The sequence below is a fragment of the Rhizobium sp. 05L429 genome, from assembly GCF_056397645.1.
The window spans coordinates 253,787-276,852 of record NZ_JBFTNV010000002.1; the positions used below are offsets into that span (position 1 = coordinate 253,787).

General features: G+C 60.6%; 27 protein-coding genes and 1 pseudogene. 20 read left to right on the forward strand and 8 right to left on the reverse strand.

Annotated elements, in window-relative coordinates; all coding sequences use genetic code 11:
• Window positions 1-32 precede the first annotated feature (32 nt).
• Window positions 33-1,148, reverse strand: a complete 1,116-nt coding sequence (locus tag AC1DNW_RS02970) for a Gfo/Idh/MocA family protein (RefSeq protein WP_477851844.1) — start codon at window positions 1,146-1,148, stop codon at window positions 33-35.
• 208 nt (window positions 1,149-1,356) lie between these two features.
• Between AC1DNW_RS02970 and AC1DNW_RS02975 the strand changes: the two genes are divergently transcribed.
• The 4 genes from AC1DNW_RS02975 (at window position 1,357) to iolE (ending at window position 7,294) form a co-directional block, all read left to right on the forward strand.
• Window positions 1,357-2,229 carry a MurR/RpiR family transcriptional regulator gene (locus tag AC1DNW_RS02975; RefSeq protein WP_113301968.1) on the forward strand — a complete coding sequence of 291 codons (873 nt, stop codon included), beginning with the start codon at window positions 1,357-1,359 and terminating at the stop codon, window positions 2,227-2,229.
• A 93-nt stretch (window positions 2,230-2,322) separates the two neighbouring features.
• Window positions 2,323-4,257: a bifunctional 5-dehydro-2-deoxygluconokinase/5-dehydro-2-deoxyphosphogluconate aldolase gene (locus tag AC1DNW_RS02980; RefSeq protein ID WP_477851845.1), complete on the forward strand. Its 1,935-nt coding sequence runs from the start codon at window positions 2,323-2,325 to the stop codon at window positions 4,255-4,257.
• A 202-nt stretch (window positions 4,258-4,459) separates the two neighbouring features.
• Window positions 4,460-6,310 (forward strand): 3D-(3,5/4)-trihydroxycyclohexane-1,2-dione acylhydrolase (decyclizing), encoded by a 1,851-nt coding sequence (gene iolD, locus AC1DNW_RS02985; protein ID WP_477851847.1) that lies wholly within the window; start codon window positions 4,460-4,462, stop codon window positions 6,308-6,310.
• A gap of 66 nt (window positions 6,311-6,376) precedes the next feature.
• Window positions 6,377-7,294, forward strand: a complete 918-nt coding sequence (gene iolE, locus AC1DNW_RS02990; protein ID WP_477851860.1) for a myo-inosose-2 dehydratase — start codon at window positions 6,377-6,379, stop codon at window positions 7,292-7,294.
• A gap of 19 nt (window positions 7,295-7,313) precedes the next feature.
• Here iolE and AC1DNW_RS02995 read toward each other — a convergent pair.
• A pseudogene (locus AC1DNW_RS02995) lies at window positions 7,314-7,448 on the reverse strand (endonuclease domain-containing protein); the annotation flags it as partial.
• A gap of 19 nt (window positions 7,449-7,467) precedes the next feature.
• Here AC1DNW_RS02995 and iolB point away from each other — a divergent pair.
• The 4 genes from iolB to AC1DNW_RS03015 all read left to right on the forward strand — a co-directional run bounded on the left by iolB (window position 7,468) and on the right by AC1DNW_RS03015 (window position 9,737).
• Entirely contained in the window at window positions 7,468-8,265 is a 798-nt protein-coding gene (iolB, locus tag AC1DNW_RS03000) for a 5-deoxy-glucuronate isomerase (RefSeq protein WP_113311465.1), read from the forward strand.
• A 91-nt stretch (window positions 8,266-8,356) separates the two neighbouring features.
• On the forward strand, window positions 8,357-8,602 hold the full coding sequence (locus AC1DNW_RS03005; protein ID WP_113311466.1) for a YjiS-like domain-containing protein: 246 nt from the start codon (window positions 8,357-8,359) through the stop codon (window positions 8,600-8,602).
• Between the two features lie 50 nt (window positions 8,603-8,652).
• Window positions 8,653-9,486 (forward strand): helix-turn-helix domain-containing protein, encoded by an 834-nt coding sequence (locus tag AC1DNW_RS03010; RefSeq protein ID WP_113311467.1) that lies wholly within the window; start codon window positions 8,653-8,655, stop codon window positions 9,484-9,486.
• An 86-nt stretch (window positions 9,487-9,572) separates the two neighbouring features.
• Window positions 9,573-9,737 carry a hypothetical protein gene (locus AC1DNW_RS03015; protein ID WP_477832853.1) on the forward strand — a complete coding sequence of 55 codons (165 nt, stop codon included), beginning with the start codon at window positions 9,573-9,575 and terminating at the stop codon, window positions 9,735-9,737.
• Window positions 9,738-9,832: 95 nt separating this feature from the next.
• On the opposite strand, the gene AC1DNW_RS03020 is transcribed toward AC1DNW_RS03015, so the two are convergent.
• Window positions 9,833-11,200, reverse strand: coding sequence for an MATE family efflux transporter (locus tag AC1DNW_RS03020; RefSeq protein WP_113311468.1), 1,368 nt, complete (start codon window positions 11,198-11,200; stop codon window positions 9,833-9,835).
• 29 nt (window positions 11,201-11,229) lie between these two features.
• Window positions 11,230-11,670, reverse strand: a complete 441-nt coding sequence (locus AC1DNW_RS03025) for a glyoxalase superfamily protein (RefSeq protein WP_113311469.1) — start codon at window positions 11,668-11,670, stop codon at window positions 11,230-11,232.
• Between the two features lie 383 nt (window positions 11,671-12,053).
• On the opposite strand from AC1DNW_RS03025, the gene AC1DNW_RS03030 reads away from it, so the two are divergent.
• Window positions 12,054-12,392 (forward strand): hypothetical protein, encoded by a 339-nt coding sequence (locus tag AC1DNW_RS03030; protein WP_113300964.1) that lies wholly within the window; start codon window positions 12,054-12,056, stop codon window positions 12,390-12,392.
• A gap of 72 nt (window positions 12,393-12,464) precedes the next feature.
• Here AC1DNW_RS03030 and AC1DNW_RS03035 read toward each other — a convergent pair whose 3' ends face one another.
• Window positions 12,465-12,911, reverse strand: a complete 447-nt coding sequence (locus AC1DNW_RS03035) for a host attachment family protein (RefSeq protein ID WP_113300953.1) — start codon at window positions 12,909-12,911, stop codon at window positions 12,465-12,467.
• A gap of 155 nt (window positions 12,912-13,066) precedes the next feature.
• On the opposite strand from AC1DNW_RS03035, the gene AC1DNW_RS03040 reads away from it, so the two are divergent.
• From AC1DNW_RS03040 to AC1DNW_RS03050, 3 genes are all read left to right on the forward strand, one after another.
• Entirely contained in the window at window positions 13,067-13,468 is a 402-nt protein-coding gene (locus AC1DNW_RS03040; protein ID WP_113300952.1) for a DUF2177 family protein, read from the forward strand.
• 164 nt (window positions 13,469-13,632) lie between these two features.
• Complete coding sequence (locus AC1DNW_RS03045; protein WP_113300951.1) at window positions 13,633-14,031, forward strand: PilZ domain-containing protein; 399 nt, start codon at window positions 13,633-13,635, stop codon at window positions 14,029-14,031.
• 89 nt (window positions 14,032-14,120) lie between these two features.
• On the forward strand, window positions 14,121-15,233 hold the full coding sequence (locus AC1DNW_RS03050) for a pyridoxal phosphate-dependent aminotransferase (RefSeq protein ID WP_113311470.1): 1,113 nt from the start codon (window positions 14,121-14,123) through the stop codon (window positions 15,231-15,233).
• A gap of 146 nt (window positions 15,234-15,379) precedes the next feature.
• On the opposite strand, the gene AC1DNW_RS03055 is transcribed toward AC1DNW_RS03050, so the two are convergent.
• On the reverse strand, window positions 15,380-15,649 hold the full coding sequence (locus AC1DNW_RS03055) for a tetratricopeptide repeat protein (RefSeq protein ID WP_113300949.1): 270 nt from the start codon (window positions 15,647-15,649) through the stop codon (window positions 15,380-15,382).
• 431 nt (window positions 15,650-16,080) lie between these two features.
• Here AC1DNW_RS03055 and AC1DNW_RS03060 point away from each other — a divergent pair, with 431 nt between their 5' ends.
• The 3 genes from AC1DNW_RS03060 to amn all read left to right on the forward strand — a co-directional run bounded on the left by AC1DNW_RS03060 (window position 16,081) and on the right by amn (window position 18,306).
• Complete coding sequence (locus tag AC1DNW_RS03060) at window positions 16,081-16,419, forward strand: DUF2147 domain-containing protein (RefSeq protein WP_113300948.1); 339 nt, start codon at window positions 16,081-16,083, stop codon at window positions 16,417-16,419.
• Window positions 16,420-16,551: 132 nt separating this feature from the next.
• Window positions 16,552-16,731 carry a hypothetical protein gene (locus AC1DNW_RS03065; RefSeq protein ID WP_113300947.1) on the forward strand — a complete coding sequence of 60 codons (180 nt, stop codon included), beginning with the start codon at window positions 16,552-16,554 and terminating at the stop codon, window positions 16,729-16,731.
• A 72-nt stretch (window positions 16,732-16,803) separates the two neighbouring features.
• Window positions 16,804-18,306: an AMP nucleosidase gene (gene amn / locus AC1DNW_RS03070; protein WP_113300946.1), complete on the forward strand. Its 1,503-nt coding sequence runs from the start codon at window positions 16,804-16,806 to the stop codon at window positions 18,304-18,306.
• 44 nt (window positions 18,307-18,350) lie between these two features.
• Here the strand turns inward: amn and AC1DNW_RS03075 are convergent, their stop codons facing one another.
• On the reverse strand, window positions 18,351-18,518 hold the full coding sequence (locus tag AC1DNW_RS03075; protein WP_477851849.1) for a hypothetical protein: 168 nt from the start codon (window positions 18,516-18,518) through the stop codon (window positions 18,351-18,353).
• A 156-nt stretch (window positions 18,519-18,674) separates the two neighbouring features.
• Between AC1DNW_RS03075 and AC1DNW_RS03080 the strand changes: the two genes are divergently transcribed.
• Genes AC1DNW_RS03080 through AC1DNW_RS03095 form a run of 4 tightly spaced genes read left to right on the forward strand, consistent with a single transcriptional unit; the run spans window position 18,675 to window position 21,005 of the window.
• The gene (locus tag AC1DNW_RS03080) at window positions 18,675-19,025 is read left to right on the forward strand and encodes a YciI family protein (RefSeq protein ID WP_113300945.1); all 351 of its coding nucleotides are present in this window, start codon (window positions 18,675-18,677) and stop codon (window positions 19,023-19,025) included.
• Window positions 19,026-19,037: 12 nt separating this feature from the next.
• Window positions 19,038-19,397: a YciI family protein gene (locus tag AC1DNW_RS03085; RefSeq protein WP_113311471.1), complete on the forward strand. Its 360-nt coding sequence runs from the start codon at window positions 19,038-19,040 to the stop codon at window positions 19,395-19,397.
• Between the two features lie 2 nt (window positions 19,398-19,399).
• Window positions 19,400-19,759 (forward strand): YciI family protein, encoded by a 360-nt coding sequence (locus AC1DNW_RS03090; protein ID WP_113311472.1) that lies wholly within the window; start codon window positions 19,400-19,402, stop codon window positions 19,757-19,759.
• 10 nt (window positions 19,760-19,769) lie between these two features.
• Complete coding sequence (locus AC1DNW_RS03095; protein WP_113311473.1) at window positions 19,770-21,005, forward strand: RNA polymerase sigma factor; 1,236 nt, start codon at window positions 19,770-19,772, stop codon at window positions 21,003-21,005.
• A gap of 7 nt (window positions 21,006-21,012) precedes the next feature.
• Here the strand turns inward: AC1DNW_RS03095 and AC1DNW_RS03100 are convergent, their stop codons facing one another.
• A complete protein-coding gene (locus AC1DNW_RS03100; RefSeq protein ID WP_113311474.1) occupies window positions 21,013-21,972 on the reverse strand; it encodes a lysylphosphatidylglycerol synthase domain-containing protein in 960 nt (319 codons plus the stop codon).
• Between the two features lie 82 nt (window positions 21,973-22,054).
• Here AC1DNW_RS03100 and AC1DNW_RS03105 point away from each other — a divergent pair, with 82 nt between their 5' ends.
• Complete coding sequence (locus tag AC1DNW_RS03105) at window positions 22,055-23,065, forward strand: glycosyltransferase family 2 protein (RefSeq protein WP_113300940.1); 1,011 nt, start codon at window positions 22,055-22,057, stop codon at window positions 23,063-23,065.
• The last annotated feature ends 1 nt before the right edge of the window (window position 23,066 follow it).

The window sequence follows — 23,066 nt, forward strand, 5'->3', positions numbered from 1 at the left end:
CCAAACGCCGTCAACGGAAGCGAAGGCTAACCTCAGCCGATCTCGATCCAGCGGCGCTCATGGAAGGACTGTGCCATGGCATGAACCGACTTCTCTATCCTGAGACCGTCTTCGAATGTCACGATAGACGCCGGCTCTCCGGAAATCGCCCGGATAAGCTCGCGGCATTCGATGATCTTGAGGTCATTGAAGCCGAGACCGTGGCCGGGGGCCGGAATGAAGCGATCATAGGGCTGATGGACGGGTGCTGCCAGTATTTTGCGGAAACCCTGCTCGGAACCACGTCCTTCGGCCTGATAGAATTCGAATTCGTTCATACGCTCCTGATCGTAGAGGATAGAGCCCTGTGAGCCGTAGATCTGCAACGCGATGCGGCCCTTGCGGCCCCAGGCGGCACGATTGGCCATCAGCACGGCGGAGATGCCGCCGCCGAGACGCATCAGCACATTGGCCGCATCGTGATTCTCCACCGCGCGGCGGCCGCCTTCCTTCTGCGGACGGTCGGCGTAGGGCTTGACCATGTCAGTGGTGACGGCCTCGACATGACCGAAGAGATACCAGAGCAGCGACAGCGGATGGACAGCGAAATCATCGAGGGCGCCGTACCCGGCCGACAACTCACTCTTCCAATAGAAGAGGACATCGGGATCGGCCATGAAATCCTCATCCATTTCGACGCGGATATGATTGACGGAGCCGATCGCACCTTGGCCGATCAGCGTCTTTATATGCCGCATGATCGGGTTCTGGATATAATTGTACCCGAGTACGGCGACCTTGCCGGATTGTCTGGCGACTTGAAGCATGCGTTCGGCATCCGCATAGGCGGGCGCCATCGGCTTTTCGCACCAGACGTGCTTGCCGGCCTGCAAAGCGGCGATCGCCATTTCGGCATGGAACTGATTGGGCGTCGTGACAGAGACGACATCCACCTCTGGATCGGCGATCAGCGCCCGCCAGTCGGCCGTCGCCTTCTCGAAGCCGAATTCGGCAGCGCGGGCGCTCGCGAGTTCGGGGTTTGCCTCGGCAAGATGCACAAGACGGGGCCGCTCGACATCGCCGAACACCGTTTTCACCGCATTCCATGCAAGCGCATGGCACTTGCCCATATAACCGGTGCCGATCAAACCAATGCCGAGTGGCTTCATGTCAGGGTCTCCTCCTCAAATCCGTGTGAATTTTTGGAATATTTGGATCATTTTGACAAGCGGGCGCTGAGGCATCATTTCGCCCTGCCTTTCCGGAAATTGTCCAAAACCCTTGATTTTCAGCGGATTAAAAACAATTAGGCGACCTCACTTAAATCGTTTATGCTTCGAAATATGGAATATTTGTTTCATCTTCTGAGCCGTCAGCATGGATAGTGATCCCCAAAGGGCGCGCGTGCCGCGCGATTTCGAAAGCCTGCGCAGCACCATCATCGAACGCAAGGCAAACATGCCGAAGCGGCTGGCGCAGGTGGCCGCCTTTGCTCTCGGCAATCCCGATGAAATCGCCTTCGGCACGACGGCCAGTATTGCCGCCGCCTCGGATGTGCAGCCGTCTACCCTTGTGCGCCTTGCGCATCACCTCGGCTATGAAGGCTTCTCCGACCTGCAGAGCATCTTTCGCGAGCGGTTGCGCGACCGGACGCTGAGCTACGAGGAACGTCTCGTCACGCTGGAACAGTCCGGCGGGGATGACGAGGATGCGACGCTTCTTTCCGGCTTCATCTCGGCGGCCAGCCAGTCCGTCAACCGGCTTGCGGCGACGGTGCAGACCGATACATTTATAAAGGCGGTCGATATTTTGGCGGCAGCGGAGACCATCTATCTCATCGCCAAGCGGCGTTCCTATCCGCTAACGGCGCATATGACCTATGCCTTTTCCAAGCTGAACATACGCCATCAGATCGTCGCCTCGCCGAATGGCGTCGATCCGGAGATGGTACAATTCGCCACGCCGCGCGATGCCGCGATTGCGGCGAGCTTTTCCCCCTACGCCGCCGACAGCCTCACTCAAAGCCAGGAACTTGCCGATCGCGGTGTACCGGTCATTGCGATCACCGATTCGGCCTTTTCACCGCTGGCCGCCTGCGCCACCCATTGGTTCGAGGTGGCGGAGGCTGATTTCGGCGGTTTTCGCTCGCTCTCGGCATCGATGGCGCTCACTATGGCGCTGCCGGTCGCCATTGCCGAGCGGCGGCGCAAGCTTCAGCATTCCAAACCCGCAAAGACAAAAATGGAATAAACATTCCGAATTGACAAAGAGACGGAACCGATGTTTCATTATTCAAAATTGGCGGGCGCTACAGGCCGCCTGAAAATCTAGCGGGAGGACATCATGGCACAACCGAATCCGGGCTCACAGCCGGAGCCGTCGCTTGACGTGATCACCATCGGCCGCTCCTCTGTCGACCTTTACGGCCAGCAGATCGGTTCGCGGCTGGAGGATATCGGCTCGTTTGCGAAGTCCGTCGGCGGCTGCCCGGCCAATATCGCTATCGGCACTGCACGGCTTGGGCTGAAATCGGCATTGATTACCCGTGTCGGCGCCGAACAGATGGGACGCTTCATCATCGAGCAGTCGGCCCGCGAAGGCGTCGAGACCAAGGGCATCAAGACGGACAAGGATCGGCTGACGGCGCTGGTGCTGCTCGCGGTAGAAGCCGAAGGCGTTTCGCCGATGATCTTCTATCGCTCCGACTGCGCCGACATGGCGCTCGAAGAAGGCGATATCGACGAGGATTTCATCAAGTCCTCGCGCGCCGTGCTCGTTTCGGGCACGCATTTCTCCCGCCCGAATACCGAGGCAGCACAACGCAAGGCGATCCGGATTGCCAAGGCCAATGGCCGCAAGGTGATCTTCGACATTGACTACCGGCCGAACCTCTGGGGCCTTGCCGGCCATGCCGAGGGCTTCGAGCGCTACGTAAAGTCCGACCGCGTCTCCTCGAAAATGAAGGAGACGCTGCCGGATTGCGACCTCATCGTCGGCACTGAAGAGGAAATCCTGATTGCGTCGGGTGCCGATGACGTTCTCGGTGCGCTGAAGGAGATCAGGCGCCTTTCGCCGGCGACCATCGTCTTGAAGCGTGGAGCGATGGGCTGCATCGTCTATGACGGCCCGATCAGCGACAATCTGGAAGACGGGATCGTCGGCGACGGCTTCCCGATCGAGGTATTCAACGTGCTCGGCGCTGGGGACGCCTTCATGTCCGGCCTGCTGCGCGGCTTCCTGCGCGACGAGCCGTTGAAGACCTGCGCCACCTGGGCCAATGCCTGCGGCGCCTTTGCCGTTTCCCGCCTGCTCTGCTCGCCGGAATATCCGACCTGGGCGGAGCTCGACTTCTTCCTGAAGAACGGCAGCGAACATCGCGCACTGCGCAAGGACGAGGCGATCAACCACATCCATTGGGCCTCGACCCGCAAGGGCGAGATTCCGCTGCTGATGGCGCTTGCCATCGACCATCGTTCGCAATTGACCAGCGTCTGCGACGAGCTCGGCGTCAATTACAAGCAGATCGTCGCCTTCAAGCGGCTGGCGGTGGAAGCCGCCTCCCGCGTCGCCAATGGGCGGCGAGGCTACGGCATGCTGATCGACGAGCGCTTCGGGCGCGATGCATTTTTCGATGCGGCCAAGAAGAATTTCACCTGGATCGGCCGGCCGGTCGAGCTTCCGGGCTCCAAGCCGCTGCGCTTCGAGTTCAGCCAGGATATCGGCTCGCAGCTGGTGGAATGGCCGCTCGACCACTGCATCAAGTGCCTGTGCTTCTACCATCCCGACGATCCGGCGGCTCTCAAGACGGAACAGCAGGAGAAGCTGCGCACGCTCTTCGAAGCTGCGCGCAAGGTCGGCCGCGAACTGCTGGTGGAGATCATCTCCAGCAAGAACGGACCGCTGACAGACGATACAGTTTCGACAGCGCTCGAAGAACTCTATGCGCTCGGCATCAAGCCGGACTGGTGGAAGCTGGAGCCGCAGGCGTCAAGCGGCGCCTGGAAGAAGATCGATGCGGTGATCGCCAAAAATGATCCATGGTGCCGCGGTATCGTGCTGCTGGGGCTCGAGGCTCCGGCCGACGAACTGGTGAAGGGGTTCGAAGCAACGCTCGCTGCCCCCTCCGTCAAGGGTTTTGCGGTTGGCCGCACGATCTTTGCCGATGCGGCGCGCGGCTGGCTTTCGGGCAAGATCAACGACGAGGAAGCGATTGCCGATATGGCGGGACGTTTCCGGCAATTGACTGAAGCCTGGCTTAAGACGCGTGGGCTTCGGTAGAAATAGAATTTAGACCCCTCCCCAACCCCTCCCCACAAGGGGGAGGGACTTAACTTGGGGCTATCGCCTTGCGCCATCAGCAAGCGTCCTTTGGACGAGACGTTGCGGCGGAATGCAGAGAGCCCGGCGGGTTAGCCCCTCCCCCTTGTGGGGAGGGGTTGGGGAGGGGAAAACAGATAGAGCGAAGGTTCGGGAGGACCCGATGGGTAAGACAATCCGTTTGACGATGGCTCAGGCCGTCGCGCATTTCCTTAAAAAGCAGATGACGATCGTCGACGGCAAGAAAGTGCCGATCTTCGGCGGCGTCTGGGCGATCTTCGGCCACGGCAACGTTGCCGGCATGGGCGAAGCGCTCTACCAGGTCCGCCAGGAACTGCCGACGTATCGCGCGCATAACGAACAGGGCATGGCGCATGCGGCAATCGCCTATGCCAAGGCGAGCTTCCGCCAGCGCTTCATGGCCTGCACCTCCTCGATCGGCCCCGGTGCGTTGAACATGGTGACGGCTGCAGGTGTCGCGCATGTCAACCGCATTCCAGTGCTCTTCCTGCCTGGCGATATCTTCGCCAATCGCGCGCCCGATCCGGTGCTGCAGCAGATCGAGGATTTCGGTGACGGCACGGTGTCGGCTAATGATGCCTTCCGCCCTGTTTCGCGCTATTTCGACCGGATCACACGGCCAGAACAGATCATCACGGCGCTGAAGCGCGCCATGCAGGTGCTGACCGATCCGCTGGATTGTGGCCCGGTGACGCTGTCGCTTTGCCAGGATGTTCAGGCGGAGGCCTTCGACTATCCGGAAAGCCTGTTCGAAGAAAAGGTCTGGACGGCGCGCCGTCCGCAGCCGGATGCCGACGAACTCGCCAATGCGATTGCGCTGATCAAGGCATCGCAGAAGCCGGTTATCGTAGCCGGCGGCGGCGTTCTCTATTCGCAGGCGACCAAGGAACTGGCTGCCTTTGCGGAAGCGCATGGCGTTCCAGTCGTCGTTACCCAGGCCGGCAAATCCGCAATCGATGAGCGTCACGCTCTGGCGCTCGGATCGGTCGGTGTAACCGGGACATCGGCTGCCAATGCCATTGCCGAGGAAACCGATCTGGTGATTGCCGTCGGCACGCGCTGCCAGGATTTCACGACCGGTTCCTGGGCGCTCTTCAAGAATGAAGGCTTCAAGCTGCTCAGCCTGAACATCGCAGCCTATGACGCGCTGAAGCATGACAGCCATCCGCTCGTTGCCGATGCGCGCGAAGGGCTGAAGGCGCTTTCGTCAGGTCTTTCCGGCTGGAAGGCACCGACAGCCCTTGTCGAAAAGGCAACGAAGGAAAAGAAGGTCTGGATGGAGGCTGCCGCCAAGGCGATGGGTTCCACCAATGCCGCCCTGCCCTCCGATGCGCAGGTCATCGGCGCTGTCGTGCGCTCGATCGGCGGCGAGAAGACCACGCTTCTGTGTGCGGCGGGCGGCCTGCCCGGCGAATTGCACAAGCTGTGGCCGGCCACCGTGCCCGGCAGCTACCATATGGAATACGGCTTCTCCTGCATGGGTTATGAGATTGCCGGAGGCCTCGGTGCCAAGATGGCGCATCCGGAAAAGGACGTCGTCGTCATGGTCGGCGACGGGTCCTACATGATGATGAATTCGGAGCTTGCGACCTCGGTCATGCTCGGCCTGAAGCTCAACATCGTGCTGCTCGACAACCGGGGCTATGGCTGCATCAACCGCCTGCAGATGGCGACCGGTGGCGCCAACTTCAACAACCTGCTGAAGGACTCCTATCACGAGGTCATGCCCGAGATCGACTTCCGGGCGCATGCCGAGGCGATGGGTGCGATTGCGGTGAAGGTGTCCTCGATTGCCGAACTGGAACAGGCGATTGCGGAATCCAAGAAGAACGACCGCACCTCGGTCTTCGTCATCGACACCGATCCGCTCATCACCACGGATGCCGGCGGCCACTGGTGGGATGTCGCGGTGCCTGAGGTCAGCACGCGCAGCGAAGTCAACAAGGCCCATGAGGCCTATGTCAAAGCGCGCGCTGCCCAGCGCGTTGGCTGATCGATTGCTATGATTTCTGGAGGAGCGGCAACGCTCCTCCGCGCTATTTTTAAGGAGAGACTAGTGATGAAGGCCAAACTCGGCATGTCGCCCATCGCATGGTGGAACGACGACCTTCCTGAACTCAGCGACGACGTATCCCTCGAGGAATGCCTGCGGCAATCCCGCACCGCCGGCTTTACCGGCATGGAGCAGGGCCGCCGCTTCCCGAGCAACCCGCAAGAGATGCTGCCGATCCTGCGCGCCGCCGACGTGACGCTCTGCGGCGGCTGGTTCTCCGGCACGCTTGTCAACGAGGATCTCTCGGCCAACAAGGACCGCATCGCGCCGATGATCGAGCTGTTCAAGGCGGTCAATGCGCCCTGCATCGTCTATGGTGAAGTCGGCCGCTCGATCCAGGGCGACCGCTCCAAGCCGCTCGCGACCAAGCCGCGTCTTGCCGATGACGAGATGAAGGCTTATGCGCGCCGTGTCACCGAATTCGGCGAATGGTGCGCCGACCTGGGCATGCCGCTTTCCTATCACCACCATATGGCGGCCGTCGTCGAAACCGAACCGGAACTCGACGCCTTCATGAAGAATTCGGGTGCCGGCATTCCGCTGCTGCTCGATGCCGGGCATCTCGCCTTTGCCGGCGGCGATGTGCTGCGCGCCATCGACAATCACCACGCCCGCATCAATCATGTGCACGTCAAGGATATCCGCAAGTCTGTCGTCGATGGGCTCGACCGCAGCCGGCAGTCCTTCCTCGATGCGGTGGCGCTCGGCGCCTTTACCGTGCCGGGTGACGGTTCGCTCGACTTCGGTGCGATCGTCAAGCGGTTTGCCGATTATGGTTATGAGGGCTGGTTTGTCGTCGAAGCCGAGCAGGATCCGCGTAAAGCGCCGCCGCAGAAGATGGCCGAGATCGGCCACGCAGAATTGATGCGGGTGATGACGGCGGCTGGTTATACGGTGGAGACGGAAGGTTTCCCGAAGGGGTAACTGGACGGCCGTCAGAGCAAGGAGCCCCCTCATCCGCCCTTCGGGCACCTTCTCCCCGTTGGGGAGAAGGGGAGGAAAGAGGCGGCGCGGCATATCCCTTCTCCCCAGCGGGGAGAAGGTGGCGGCAGCCGGATGAGGGGGCCGCACCCACCAATTCAGGAGGAGAAACACCAATGCCAAACCTCAAGGTAAAACCGTCAGGCAAGACTGGCCGCGTCACGCATGTGACGCCCGAAAGCGCCGGCTGGACCTATGTCGGCTTCGACATGTACCGGTTGAAGCCGGGCGAAACAGCCTCTGGAGAGACGGGCGAGCGGGAAGTCTGCCTCGTCTGGGTGAGCGGCAAGGGCAAGGCCTCGGCAGGCACCAGGGATTTCGGCACGCTTGGCGAACGCATGAGCCCCTTCGATGGAGCGCCGCACGCTCTCTATATACCGATGGAATCGACATGGTCTGTCACAGCCGAGACCGATCTCGAGCTAGCCGTCTGCTCGGCACCCGGCGGCGGTACCTATGAGGCGAAGGCCGTTCCGCCCGGCACGCATCCGCCGCTGACGCGCGGCAAGGGCACGAATGTGCGCCATGTCAACAACATCATGCCGGAAGATGACAGCTCGGCGCATTCGCTGCTCGTCGTCGAGGTCATTACGCCTGGCGGCCACACTTCCTCCTATCCGCCGCACAAGCATGATCAGGACAATCTTCCGCACGAGAGCATGCTGGAAGAGACCTATTACCACCGCCTCAACCCGCCGCAGGGTTTCGGCTTCCAGCGCGTCTATACCGACGACCGCTCGCTCGATGAGGCGATGGCCATCGAAGACGGCGACGTGACGCTGGTCCCGAAGGGCTATCACCCCTGCGCGGCAACTCATGGCTACGATCTCTATTATCTCAATGTCATGGCAGGGCCGAAGCGCGTCTGGAAGTTCTATAATGCACCGGAGCACGAGTGGCTGCTGAAAGCCTGATCCGGCCGCAGATCGCTAAATAATCTGACAGCGGGCGAGCCGCGCAAATGGTTCAATCCTCCCATTCAAACGCAATGGATGGAGGAACACCATGCGCGGCTCAAGCCTTACCGTATACTCTCAGACCACCCGCCGGTCAGAAATCAGGCAATCCCGGCTTCTTGCCAGCCTCGTTGATGGTTTGGGGTGGATGGCGCGCAAGCTCGCCGAGCGGCGCAATCGCAGCGCCGTCATGGAGCTGTCCGACGATCAGCTGAAGGATATCGGCCTCTCCCGTGGCCAGATCGAAAGCGACGTGCATATCTCAAGCCACTACTGGAACAACAAGGGATTGTGATAGGGTGGTGCGGCGGGCGATGCCCTGCTGCCCGAATTCCGGAAAGACCGATGTCGCAATTTTCGACCGCATTGCTCCTGAAGACGAAGACCGTCACGATCCGTGACATCGTCTGCAATGGCGAATGCCGTCACAAGAGCGACGAGGAGTGCGCCCACAAGACGAGCCTCGTCTATCCCTATCGCGGCGTCTTCATGCGCCATGTCGGGCGCAACGACACCGTGGCGGAAGCCAATCAGGTGCTGTTCTTCAATGCCGGCCAAGGCTATCGCATCAGCCATCCGGTCGATGGCGGCGATGCCTGCATCGATCTGTCCATCGACGAATCCCTGCTTGCCGAGCTTGCGCCTGGAGATCAGGTGCAGGCCGGCGAACTGTTCGGCTTTAAACGCCAGCGCCGGCGCGTCGATCCACGCGCACAGGCCCTCGTTGCGCTTCTGCGCCATGGTCTTCACCGAGGTGTCGCAGAGACGCTGGAGGCGGAAACGCTGGCGCTGACCCTCGTTCGTCGTTCGCTCGGCGAGCGCACCTCGCATGCGGCGGGTGCCAGTGCTGGACGGCAGAAGCTTGTCGACCGGGCAAAGCTCGTGCTCTCCTCCGATCTCGCACGGCGCTGGACGCTGGCGGAAATCGCGACCGAAGTCGGCGTTTCACCTGTCTATCTCACGCAGGTTTTCCAGCAGGTGGAGGCGACGCCGCTTTATCGCTATCAGCTTCGGCTTCGTCTTGCCCGCGCGCTCGATCTTCTCGGCGAGTACGACGATCTGACGGCGCTCGGGCTCGATCTGGGCTTTTCCAGCCACAGCCATTTCACCTCATCCTTCCGCCAGGCCTATGGTCAGACGCCGGCGGAATTTCAGCGCGCGACGCGGCTGCGAGCGTAAAGTCGCTAAAGAATTCGACAGCAGGCAGAATGCCTGCAGTGGTTTTATGATCCTGCCCAAATGGGCACAAACCGGAGGATCACCAGATGAAAAAGACCACATGCGCCGCCTGCGATTGCGAACTCGGCCCTGATGCGATCAGCGTCAAGCTTGGTGGCAAGACCGTCGAAGTCTGCTGCGAGGAATGCGCTCAGGCGTTGGGGGAAGCGGAGGCTGCTGCGGCATCCGCGCCCGCAGCCAGCCAGGATTGAAAACAAGGCCGCGCCGAGAGGCGCGGTCTTTTCCTTTGCTTTACGCATTTCCGGACGCAAAACCGCTACACACTTTTGCTGGAATTGCTTTGCCCTCAAGCGGGCAGCAGCCCGTAGCGCCAGCCCAGCCGCTTTGCATTCCGCGTAAGGACGGCAAAGGCCAGCAGGAACATGCAGGCTTCCGCAAAGACCGGCACCATCCAGATGCCCATCTCCCCGAAAGCATGCGGCAACAGGAAAGTCAGCGGCAGCGTGAAGAGATAGGCGCGTGACAGGCCGAAGATCGCCGCGCGCCTGGCATCGCCGATCGCCTGAAAATAGCCCGACAGCACGATCATCTGGCCGAACAGGAAATAGGCGCCGACCGTCCAGGGCAGGATGCGCGAGACTTCGGCGATGACGACGGGATCGGCGACGAAGACATGGCCGAGGCGCGTTGCCAGCAGCTCCACCGTGATCTCGACGCCGGTGCAGTAGATGAGGGCCGCGATCAGGGCGATCTGCAGACTGCGGCCGACCCGCTCCGAAAGACCCGCTCCATAATTATTGCCGCAAATCGTCTGGGAGGCGATGTTGAGACCGAGCAGCGGCAGATAGGCAACCGTCATGACGCGGGTAATGATGCCGTAAGCGCCGATGGTCGAGACATAATCCCCCTCACCCCAGACCGACAGGTTGAAAATGACAGCCGCCGAGCAGAGCGAGATGCCGATGAAACCGAGGCTCATCGGGGCGCCGAGCGCCAGGATTGGCCGCCAGTCCGCAAGCGGAAAGCCCGCTGCCGGGCGAAGCGCGCGTTCATTGCGCCAGCGATAAACCAGTACGGCAACGAGGCAGATTGCCTGCGCCAGCACGGAGCCGAGCGCAGAGCCTGCGACACCCCATTGCAGGATTGCCATGAAGAACCAGTTGGCGGCGATGTTGAGTCCTGTGGCAGTCAGCATCACCATGGTCATGAAGCCGATCCGGCCTTCGCTGCGCAGGGCATCGATATTGAGCGACAGGAAGAAAGCTATGGGTGCAGCTCCAACCATGATCCCCATGAAGGTCCGGGCATTTTCGGCAACGGCAAGATCTCCTGCCGCCGCATTGTCGACGATCCGCCAGCCGACGGTCCAGTAGATACCGTTGACGAGCAGGACGACCACGATCGCCAGCACATGGGCAACAGCGAAGGTGCGGCGCGCCGCATCGCGATTGCCGCCGCCGAGCTCGCGGGCAAGGATGCTCGCCATGCCGTTCGAGACGAGCGACTGCAGGGCGACGAGCATCATCAGGCCGGGAAAGATCAGCGTGACGGCAGAAAGCGCCCCTGCCCCGACATAAGCTCCGAGAAAATAGGCGTCCACCACGGCAAAAAGGCCGTTGATGGTGGTGATCAGGATAATCGGCAACGCGGTGCGGGCGAAGACCGATGGCAGCGGGCCTGTCAGGAAGGCATTGGTTTCGGAATTTGATGTCATGGACGGAATCCGGATTTGCGATCAGGCGATCAGAGATCAAGGACAAGGTGCGGCAGGCCATTGGAGGTCTTGCGCGGCGAGATGCCGTTCTCATCGATCTGGGCGTGGATGCGCTGACGAAAGGCCGAGAAGCTCTCGAAGGTCACGACGTCGACCGGCTCATCGAAATGGATGGTGACCCTGTAGAACTCGCTGCCCGCGACACCCGAAAGAGCCAGGACCTTGCCGGTGAAGGGCTGGTTCAGGTAGCGACCGCGGACATGGGCGCCGACGAAAATCGGCGAGGCGGGCTTGTCATTGGGTTTTGCAGCAAGGGCCGACAGAGTATTCCAGTCGCGGGCGCCATATTGGCGGGCGATCAGTTCCAGAGCGGCGGCATGGTTTATCTCGCTGCCGCGTTCGGTCATGGCCTGTCGGAGGCGTTTTGCCTGGGTCTTCAATTCGTCGACCGGCGGATAGGTCCCAGTCATCGGTATACGAGTCATAGGCGTATGAGTCATGGATTCAGCCTCTCAAGGCATGCCATTCGACTGTCAGGGGGGCTCGCATTGCCGTCAGTCAGCATGCACAGTGGCTGTGACCATGATCGCGAGGGCTTCACCATGGATCTTCATCCGCGAGCGGCCGGTGCCTCGAACCGGCTTCTCTATGCGCGACGACGGACGCCAAGTCAATGACGGCACACGGGTGGTGAAAAATTGGGCAGATTCTGGACAGTATTGTCGGCAATAAAAGCGTTATGCCGTTAGATTTTGCACAAGCTTTCAATTTTAAAGACATTATTCAGTAGATGTGAGCAATCCTGCGTTAAAGTCAGATCATACAACAAGCGGAGGCTGACATGGCCTTTCAGATGCACCTCGACACAGAACATCCCAAGCCCGAACAGGCTTACAGAGAATTCAACCTCGACCGGCCCGGCAACATCATCTTTGTCGGCCACCACCTCAGCACCGGCACGCAAGTCCGCTGCCTGATCCGCACCATCACGCTTGCCGGCGCGCTGCTGGAAGTCAGCCCCAGCGTTGAAATACCGCAGCATTTCTTCCTGGAAATCCTCGGCATCCACGACGAGATCGGCTCGACCGTGGTCAAGCGCGAAGGCGAATTCGTGACCATCAGCTTCAACATGCTGCTGAACCCCGAATTCCTGCATCATGTGCTGCGGTTGAGCTTCGAAACCGAGCTCTGATCTCCGTCTTCATTCGCATAAGAAAACGCGGGCCTTGCGACCCGCGTTTCGAAGAGCGATGGCTTGCGACGATCAGGCGGCGAGATGCCGCTCGATCTGATCGACGGGAAGGTTGGTATAGTCCTTCGCCACTTCGGCTGAAATCGCCGCCTGCGCGTCGGCACTGAGATTTGGGCGCAGCGTTCCGAGAGCGCGCGGAGGTGCGACCAGAACGATGCGGCGCGCTTCTTTCTCATGGACGAGTTCGTCAAGCTTGTCGGCAATCCCCTTCAGGAAGTCGGCTTCTGCCTGATCCTGCCAATTGGTCTCCTCCATGGCGCTGCCGCTCATCCCGTTCGGGGCGTAGGAGCGCCCCGGCTTGTCTGTGCCGAGTTCACGGTCGGGCTGGTTGGGTTGTGTAAGGGTTTCGCGAACCTGGAGATTCATGAGTTCCGCGTCACCCGCGTTCTGCATGATCAGGGCTTTGGCCCCATCGCAGACAACGACCCAGGATTCCCAGGGAATTTTGATGTCTGTCATTTGAGTTTCCTCGCTTTCATCATTGGAAGCAGCGCATGGCTTGAAGAGAACGCCCGGCAATTGAAAGAGTTCGGGAAATTCTGCGGAAAGAGCGGCGGTCGGCGATCCGAAAGGCCGGCCTCGCCGTAGAAAGGCCGAAGCGGGAGATCAAGACGATGAAGACAGCATTTGTCGCCTACGCCGGTTGCCTTCTCACCCTTGCCGTCATCGACGCAATATGGCTCGGCATTGTGGCCCGCAGCTTCTACCGCGATCAGCTCGGCGAACTGATGTTGCCGTCACCGAATATTGCCATTGCAGCCCTCTTCTATCTGCTCTTCACGGTTGCGATTGTGATACTTGCGGTCTTGCCGGCGCTCTCCAGCAGCTCGATCGGAACGGCGCTTCTCTATGGTGCCATTTTGGGACTGGCGGCTTACGGCACCTATGACATCACAAATTTGTCGACACTTAAGAACTGGCCGCTCGCCATGAGCCTGGTGGACATGGTCTGGGGCACGTTTCTGACGGCACTTAGTGCTGTTGGAGGCTATTGCGCGGCAAGATTTTTCGCCTGAGCGGCGCTGTCATATTCCCAAGAGAGTACAATAGATGTGCCGCTAACGCACAAATTTCAAACTCGGTAAAATTGTAGTTTTATATTTGACGAATGTGAAAAACATTCGTGTGAGCCTCTCCGTAGAACAGCCCGAAATTTGAACTGTCTGACGGAGAATGCGAAATGGAAATGCTCCGCGCAACGCACCTCGCCACGGTGAAGTCGGCTGTCTACGACATTCGGTGGGAGGAGTTCAACGTCAAACGACCGGCCCGTATCGTGGCCGTTCGCCCCTGTCTGACCGGGATTTCGATGCGGAGTGCCGAAATCCTCGACATTTCCCAGGGCGGCGCGACCTTCGTCGTGTCGACTACGGCCGGCCTGCCCAAACACTATTACCTGAACATTCTGGGGCTTGCCTACCGCATCGGCTGTGCCGAGGTCTACCGCCATCATGAACGCATCGGTGTTCGTTTCATCAACATCATCGATCCGGACGTTCTACGCAAGGTAGTGCGGGCCGATTTCATGATCGGCAATACGGAAGCGATCGACGCGCGCCGCAACGGCAGCCGCGTCTGAGCCGAACGAGAAATAATCTTGCTTGCCTTGGCGAAGCGAGAGCCTATTCTTGCGCGGCTTTTTCAACAATTCCGGGAAATTGCCATCGCATGTCTGCCTTCTCGCGCTTCACGCCGCTTGCCGGCGCCTTGCCTTCCACCGTTCCTTTCGTCGGGCCCGAGGCCATCGAGCGCCAGCGCGGCCTGAAGGTCGAAGCACGTATCGGCGCAAATGAAAACGGCTTCGGCCCGGCTCCCTCGGTCATTGCCGCCATGCGGGAACAGGCCGGCGATATCTGGAAATATAACGATCCGGAAAACTACGTGCTGCGCGAAGCGCTCGCCGCCCATCTCGGTGTGACACCGGCCAATATCGCCGTCGGCGGCGGCATCGACGAGTTGCTCGGCCAGATCGTGCGGCTGGTCATCGAGCCCGGCGGCGCCGTGGTCACGTCCTTCGGCGCCTATCCGACCTTCAATTTCCACGTGAACGGTTTCGGCGGCCGGCTGGTCACCGTTCCCTATGCCGGCGACCGCGAGGATCTCGACGCTCTGCTCGATGCAGTCAAGCGGGAGAACGCGCCGCTCGTCTATTTCGCCAATCCCGATAATCCGATGGGAAGCTGGTGGGATGCCGACAAGATCGTCGCCTTTGCGCGCGCCCTGCCGGAAACCTGCATGATGATCCTCGACGAAGCCTACAGCGAGACCGGTCCGGCCTCCGCCGTTCCCTCGATCGATTCCCTTATCGACCTGCCGAACATCGTTCGCACCCGCACATTCTCCAAGGCCTACGGGCTTGCCGGTGCCCGCGTCGGCTATGTCATCTCGACGCCGGGCACCGCGCAGGCCTTCGACAAGATCCGCAACCATTTCGGCATGAACCGCCTTGCGACGGTCGCCGCACTCGCAGCCCTCAAGGATCAGGCTTACCTTTCCGAAGTGATCGGAAAGATCCATGCCGCACGCGACAGGATCGCTGATATTGCCAGGAGGAACAGCCTGCAGCCGCTGCCGTCGGCCACGAATTTCGTGGCGATCGATGCCGGACGCGACGGCACCCATGCGCGGGCCGTCGTGGACGGGCTGATGGAGCGTGGCGTCTTCATCCGCATGCCGGGTGTCGTGCCGCTGAACCGCTGCATTCGTGTCAGCGTCGGGCCGGAAGCCGATATGGCGCGGCTCGAAGCGGCGCTGCCACTGGTCTTGAAAAAACTCGCCTGACAACAGAAACCCAAAAACGGGTGAACCGCGGCCGGCGGGTGTTGCCGGTCGCGGTTTCCTTCTCCCGGCGTCGGCCCCGTCCAAAGCGCCCCGCCAGCTCCCCTCTTTTGAGGTTGTTATTTCGAATTGTCGTGTGGCGACGTTCCCTAGTGGATCGTCATCCATTCGCGGGCGGCACGGAGCGCGGATGCAAGCTGCATCTTGCTCATCGAAGCGGCGACATCGGCGCGCAGCTCGGCGGCACGGTCGTTGCCCTTGATTGCGGCGATGTTCAGCCACTTGTGGGCAGAGACGAGATCGATCTCGCAACCACGGCCGGTCGCATACATCAGACCCATTTCGCAGAAGACATCGGCGCTGTTGTTGTCGCCACCCATGGTGGCCATTTCAGCATTGTGCATTTCAAAGCGTGCCATCGGTTCTATCCCTGTTAGCCTGTTTAGACGTACCCTGTTTTACCTTTGGGCCTTGCCATCTTGTGTGGCTTTCGGCCTTGCCGGTCCGGCGGGTTTGCCCCGCTCGTTTGATGGGTTCACTATGCCAAACGGCTTTCAAAAAACGCCTAAAATGCATGATTAATTTGACGCAAACAAAGTGCAAATGCTTGGTAAAATTGGGTTTTTGTTAAACATCGGAATCCCTGCGAATTAAGGATTTTTGCGCGCCTTTTACGAAAAATTAGGATTTGGAAATTGAGGATTTGTTTACCCTGAAATCAGCATCGATCAGGCCACCGGCAGAAAAAACGGATGCCGAAGGCTGCATTTCAGGCGCTTTCGACGGGATATTTACCTTTACGTTCGCGTCAGTTATTTTCGCGCCATTTCGTATCTCATGGAGGAAAGAGATGATCCGTACCCTCGTTCTCGCCGGCGCGCTGGCACTTGTGGCAGGCCTTGCACAGGCGGAAGAACCGATCGTCGGCAACTGGAAGACGGTCGCCGGCGACACGGCAGCGATCGGCCCCTGTGGTGGGGGATACTGCATCACACTCAAGTCGGGCAAATATGCCGGCAAGAAGATCGGCACGCTAGCCGGCACCGGCGGCAGCTATAGCGGTGAGATCACCGATCCCGCCGACGACAAGATCTACAGCGGCTCGGGCAGCGTTTCCGGCAGATCTCTCAAGCTGAAAGGCTGCGTGCTGAATGTCCTCTGCAAGTCGCAGACCTGGACCCGTCTCTGAGACAGTGAGCCAGCCTCTGAGGACCTTAGCCGGCCTCGGAAACTGAACGCCAAATGAACCGCCATCTCAGCACCCGTTCAGCCACATCATGGCAAAAGAGCACCATGAAGTGCGTATATCGGGGGTAAGGACGTGGACGTGTTCATTCTGGCGAGACGGTTTACAATCATAACGCTGTTTGCGGCGATCTTCGCGATCTCGTTTTCGGCAGTTATCGTGCGTACTGGCGGCGGCGGTGCATTGCAGTCGCATTTCGGCGCGAACTATACCTGCCTGGAAAGCAGCGGCGGTTACTGCACCGTCATCCGCTGATATCGGGAAAATATCTGAGGCTCAGCCTTCGCCCGTCGTTTGCTTGTTAAAAACAACTCTCTATAATGCACCATGAGCAAACGAATCTCTCCCCTGTCCGCTTTCGACATTTCGTCGCCTCCCCCTTTCGAGCCGCAAACCTTCGATGATCCGGTAAAAGCCGTCGAAGCTTTGACAGAGCTTTACGAGCGCAACACCTCCTTCCTGATCGACAGCTTCACGAAGCTCGCCCAGGGTGCGCCGGTCACCTGCCGTTACCGCGCCCTCTACCCGCAGGTCAGCATCGAGACGACGAGCTTCGGCCATGTCGACTCCCGCCTCTCCTACGGCCATGTGACGGCACCGGGCGTCTATACGACGACGGTGACGCGGCCGAAGCTCTTCAAGCATTATCTGAAGGAGCAGCTGCTGCTCCTGATGAAGAGCCACAACGTGCCTGTCGTGGTCTCGGAATCTTCCACGCCGATCCCGTTGCACTTCGCTTTCGGCGAAGGCGCGCATGTGGAAGCGTCGGCGGCGGCTTTCGTCGATATTCCGCTGCGCGATCTCTTCGATACGCCTGACCTCAACACGACGGATGACGAGATCGCCAACGGCGAATACCTGCCGCCTCCGGGCGAGCCCTCGCCGCTTGCGCCCTTCACCGCGCAGCGCATCGACTATTCGCTGGCGCGCCTGTCGCACTATACGGCGACCGGTGCCGAGCATTTCCAGAACTTCGTGCTGTTTACGAACTACCAGTTCTACGTCGACGAATTCTGCTCCTGGGCGCGCAAGCTGATGGCCGAAGGCGGCGACGGCTACACGGCCTTCGTGGAGCCGGGCAACATCGTGACGCTGGCAGGATCGAGCGTTCCGGAAACGGATGCAACGCTTACCCGCCTGCCGCAGATGCCGGCCTACCACCTCAAGAAGAAGGGCCATGCCGGGATCACCATGATCAATATCGGCGTCGGTCCTTCCAACGCCAAGACGATCACCGACCATGTGGCCGTGCTTCGCCCGCATGCCTGGCTGATGCTCGGTCATTGCGCCGGCCTGCGCAACAGCCAGCGCCTCGGTGACTATGTTCTGGCGCATGCCTATATGCGCGAAGACCACGTGCTCGACGACGACCTGCCGGTCTGGGTGCCGATCCCCGCACTTGCCGAAGTGCAGGTGGCACTCGAGGGGGCGGTTGCCGAGATCACCGGTTACGAAGGCTTCGAGCTGAAGCGTATCATGCGCACCGGCACAGTCGGCACGATCGATAACCGCAACTGGGAACTGCGCGATCAGGCGGGCCCGGTAAAGCGACTGTCGCAAGCCCGCGCCATCGCGCTCGACATGGAATCGGCAACGATCGCCGCCAACGGCTTCCGCTTCCGCGTGCCTTACGGGACATTGCTCTGCGTTTCCGACAAGCCGCTGCATGGCGAGCTGAAGCTGCCGGGCATGGCGACCGCCTTCTACCGCACGCAGGTGAACCAGCACCTGCAGATCGGCATCAGGGCGATCCAGAAGCTTGCCGCCATGCCGCCGGAAGCCCTGCATTCGCGCAAGCTGCGCAGCTTCTTCGAAACGGCGTTTCAGTAAGATATCTTGGACAGCCCGTCATCATTTGCCGGGCTGTCTTTCTTCTAGGCGCCTGCTGCGATCTGCAAGGCCGCGACGACGCCGGCAAATATGGCCAGTGCGATTCCGGTCCTGACCAACACCTTCACTACTTCGGCGTTTTCGATCGGCCTCGCGTTGCGTATGTCCCGCGTGACGATCACATGCGCGATTGCGATTTCAAGCATGCTCATTGCTCCATCTCCTCGATAGGTTTCGATGGAAGCTTGTCGAGCGCTGCCCCGGCCTTTCGACACATGCACCGCTCAAAAGATTTTTTTCTTCCCTGTCGAAAAGCGCATAGGCTGCTCGTCCAAGGACTGTGAAAACACAGCGTGGAGGACAAGAGGATGAAATATCTTTGCCAGGTCTGGTTCGACGGCACGGTGCTGTCGGCCATGTCACAGGACGAGAAGAACAAGCTCGATCGGGATTCGCGCGCCTATGACCGCGACCTTGCCGAGAGCGGTCACATGATCGTCGCCCAGGCGCTGCAGTCGCCGCAATCGTCCGTCACGGTGAGGGTGCGCGGCGGCGAGATGTCGGTCACCGACGGCCCCTTTATCGAGACGAAGGAAGCGCTCGGGGGCTTCATCCTGATCGACGCCAAGGACCTCAATGATGCGATCCGGGTTGCAGCGGGCATTCCGCTGGCAAAGCTCGGCGCAATCGAGGTTCGCCCCATCCATGAATTCGGTTGAGGGGGTCGTGTCATGAAGTTTCTCGGTCAGATCTGGTTCGATACTGAAAAGAGCAAACTCGTCACTCAGGAAGAGTGGGCGGCGATCACGCAGGAATGTATCGTCAGCGACGACGGATGGCGCGAGAGCGGCCATATGCTCAGCGCGCTGGCGCTTTACGAGCCGGCGCAGGCCGTGACGCTCAGGGTTCGCAACGGCACTGTCGCCGCGACGGATGGCCCCTTCGCCGAAATCAAGGAGCATCTCGGCGGCTTCGTCGTGATCGAAGCCAGGGATATGGAGGAGGCACAGTCGATCATCTCCACCTTCCCGATCCTCAAATATGCGTCGATCGAGATCCGGCCCGCCTATTCGATCAAGGATGGGAAATAGCCATGCGCTTCGTTTGCCTCATCTATAATCCCGCCGACATGGACGGCACACTCAGCCAGGCCGAGGGCGACGAGCTCGTGAGGGCGCATTTCCGGTATGACGAGGAGCTCGAGCATAAGGGCATCATGATCCATTCCGATGCATTGGAAGGTCCTGACAGTGCCTCAGTGCTAAGAGTGCGTCATGGCATTCTGTCTTCGACCGACGGCCCCTATGTCGAGACCAAGGAACATCTGGCCGGCATCTACATCATCGAGGCGGCCGATCTCGAAGAGGCGCGCAAAGTCGTCGCGGGCATTCCGAGCGTCCGGGTCGGGGCGATCGAATTGCGGCCGGTGAGAACGCTCACCCTGCCGCAGTGAGGATAGGCAATTGGAACGGGTGATCGAGGAACTCTATCGACAGCATTCGCGCCGGGTTCTCGCAACGCTGATCCGCCTGCTCGGCGATTTCGACCGCGCTGAGGAAGCGTTGCACGATGCCTTTGCGGCTGCGGCGCGGGCATGGCCGGTTGACGGCATGCCCAACAATCCCGTCGCCTGGCTGGTGTCGACCGGCCGCTTCAAGGCGATCGATCACCTCAGGCGGCGGGCGCGTTTCAATGCCTCGCTGCAGCATATCGAGGATGGGCTCTACCCTGGCGGCACGGAAACGGAGATCGGCGACATGGAACCGATCGAGGACGACATGCTGCGGCTGATCTTCATCTGCTGCCATCCGGCTCTTGCCGCCGATGCGCAGATGGCGATGGCGCTGCGCGAGGTCTGCGGGTTGACGACGGAAGAGATTGCGCACGCCTTCCTGGTGCCGGCGCCAACCGTCGCCCAGCGCATCGTGCGCGCCAAGAACCGGATCAGGACGGAAAAGATCCCTTATGAAGTGCCTGTCGGAGCCGAGCTGCCAGAGCGGCTGGATCGCGTGCTGCATGTCATCTACCTCGTCTTCAACGAGGGCTATTCGGCATCCTCGGGCAATATGATCGTGCGCGCCGACCTAACGACGGAGGCGATCCGGCTGGCGCGGCTCTTGGCAACCCTGCTGCCGCATCCGGATGTCGCTGGCCTGCTGTCACTGCTCCTTCTGCAGGAGTCGCGCCGTGCTGCCCGGCAGGATGGCGAGGGAGCTTTGGTGCTGCTTGCCGATCAGGATCGCTCGCTCTGGGACCGGGCAAGAATATCAGAGGGGCTGTCGCTGCTGGCGAGCGCCATGCGTACGTCTGATATCGGCATCTATACGGTTCAGGCGGCAATCGCCGCGGAGCACGCGAAGACCGGAAACATCGAGGAAACGGACTGGCGGCGCATCGCCTTCTATTACGACCTGCTGATTGCCGCACATCCCTCTGATATCGCCGAACTCAACCGCGCCGTGGCGGTCGCCATGGCCGAAGGACCGGAGACAGGCCTGGCGCTTGTCGATGCCATCATCGGCAAGGGCGAACTGACGACCTACCATCTCGCGCATTCGGCGCGGGCGGATTTCCTGCGCCGGCTCGGACGCAGGGCCGAGGCGATCGATGCTTACGAGACGGCGTTGACACTCTGCCGGCAGGAACCGGAGCAGGTCTTTCTGCGCAAGCGTATCGCGGAGCTTGCGGCCTCGCCCTGAACCATCCTCAACCCTTACGGCGGCCGAGCGGCAGCGAGATGGCGGTGCCGGTCAAGGCGGAAACGATGATGAGCAGATGCGCGCTGACGCTTGCCTGAGCCAGGGCGTCCAGGGCCGAGCGTTCGCTCGATGCACCGAATGCGACGGCACCGGCAGTGATGCCGGCCGGATAAGTGCCGACGCCACCAGGCGCGTGCACAGGCAGCACGGAGGAAAGCTCACCGCCCAGCGCGCCGCCGAAGCTTGCGGCCATCGGCGTGACGCCCATCAAGCCGAGCGCCCAGGCGAGCACCAGCACCTTCACCAGCCAGTTGACGATCGTCATCGCCCAGGCACGGCTGAAGGCGACGGCATCGAAAGGCAGGCCGTTCTCGATTTCATGAAGCAGCGCCTGCGCCTTGCGCGGCAGAAGTTTCGCACCGAGGCGCAGCAGCGGCTTGCGGGCGGCAAAGGCGAAGATCGGCAGGAACAGAAAGAGCACCCAGACGAGCCAGGCGAACGCGGCGTTCGGGGCGGCCACAGCAAAGCCGAGGCCGGCGGCGGCCAGCAGCGCGTGCAGGTCGAGCAGCCGCATGACGAAGAGTGCTGACGTGCCGCGCGTCAGGGGAATGGCGAATTCCGTGCGCATCAGCACCGGAAAACTGGTCTCACCTGCCCTGAACGGCAGCATGATGTTCAGGAGATTATGGATCTGGGTGACGCGGAAGAGGGCCGCGAAACGGCCCGCCGTCTCCCGTGGAAAATAATCGTAGATGCGCCATGTACGTAGGAAATAGGTGCTTGTCAGGAGTATCAGCGCGCCGATGACCGGACGTGGACCGACGGCCGCCCATTGCTGCAATATGACCGACCAGCCCCAGAACCATTCGATGAAAAGCGCATAGGCTGCGACGATTGCCACCGTCAGCAGGCTCATGCGATTGCGCAGAAACCAGGATTGCCCGCTTTCAACACTCGGGGTCTTCATGTATCAGGCTTCCTAAGTTTGGCTGCGGCGGCTGGTTTTCCAGCGGGTTTTCCATTGCTGGGCCTTTTAGGAGAAATGAAAGTTGCAGACAACGGTAGAGTCCATTCGCGGTGCGAATGATCAGGTGCAACCGCTCGAGCTGTCGCTGGTCGTTCCTGTTTTCAACGAGGAAGAAAGCATCGGCCCGCTCGTCGAGCGCATTGCCGCGGCGATGGTCGACTATCCGCATCGCTGGGAACTGATCCTCGTCGACGACGGCAGCACCGATGCAACGCTCGTCAATGCCCGCAAGTTCGTCAACCACGAGGGACTGACGCTGCGCATCGTCGAGCTGCAGCGCAATTTCGGCCAGACCGCCGCCATGCAGGCAGGCATCGATACCGCGCAAGGCCGGCTGATCGCCACAATGGACGGCGACCTGCAGAACGACCCGAAGGATATCCCTTCGATGGTTTCGGAGCTGGAACGGCGCGAACTCGACCTGCTCGTCGGCTGGCGCAAGAACCGCCAGGACGGGCTGCTGCTTCGCAAGATCCCCTCCTGGTGCGCGAACTACCTCATCGGCCGCATCACCGGCGTGAAGCTGCACGACTACGGCTGCAGCCTGAAAATCTACCGTGCCTCGATCATCAAGCAGGTGAAGCTGATGGGCGAGATGCACCGCTTCATCCCGGCCTGGGTTGCCGGCGTCGTGCCGAGCTCGCGCATCGGCGAAATGGCTGTCACCCATCACGCACGCCAGCACGGCACGTCGAAATACGGCATCTCACGCACCTTCCGCGTGATCCTGGACTTGCTGTCGGTGATGTTCTTCATGCGCTACAAGGCGCGTCCGGGCCATTTCTTCGGCTCGCTCGGCCTCGGCCTCGGCGGCCTCGCAGCGCTGATCCTGCTCTATCTCGGCTTCGACAAGTTCATCATGGGCAATGATATCGGCACGCGACCGATGCTCATGGTCGGCGTCGTGCTGCTGCTGTCGTCCGTGCAGATGATCACGACCGGCATCCTGGCGGAGATGATCGCGCGGACCTACTACCGCGACGATGCCTCGCCGAATTATATCGTGCGCCAGATCTTCTCCCGAGAAAGCTGAG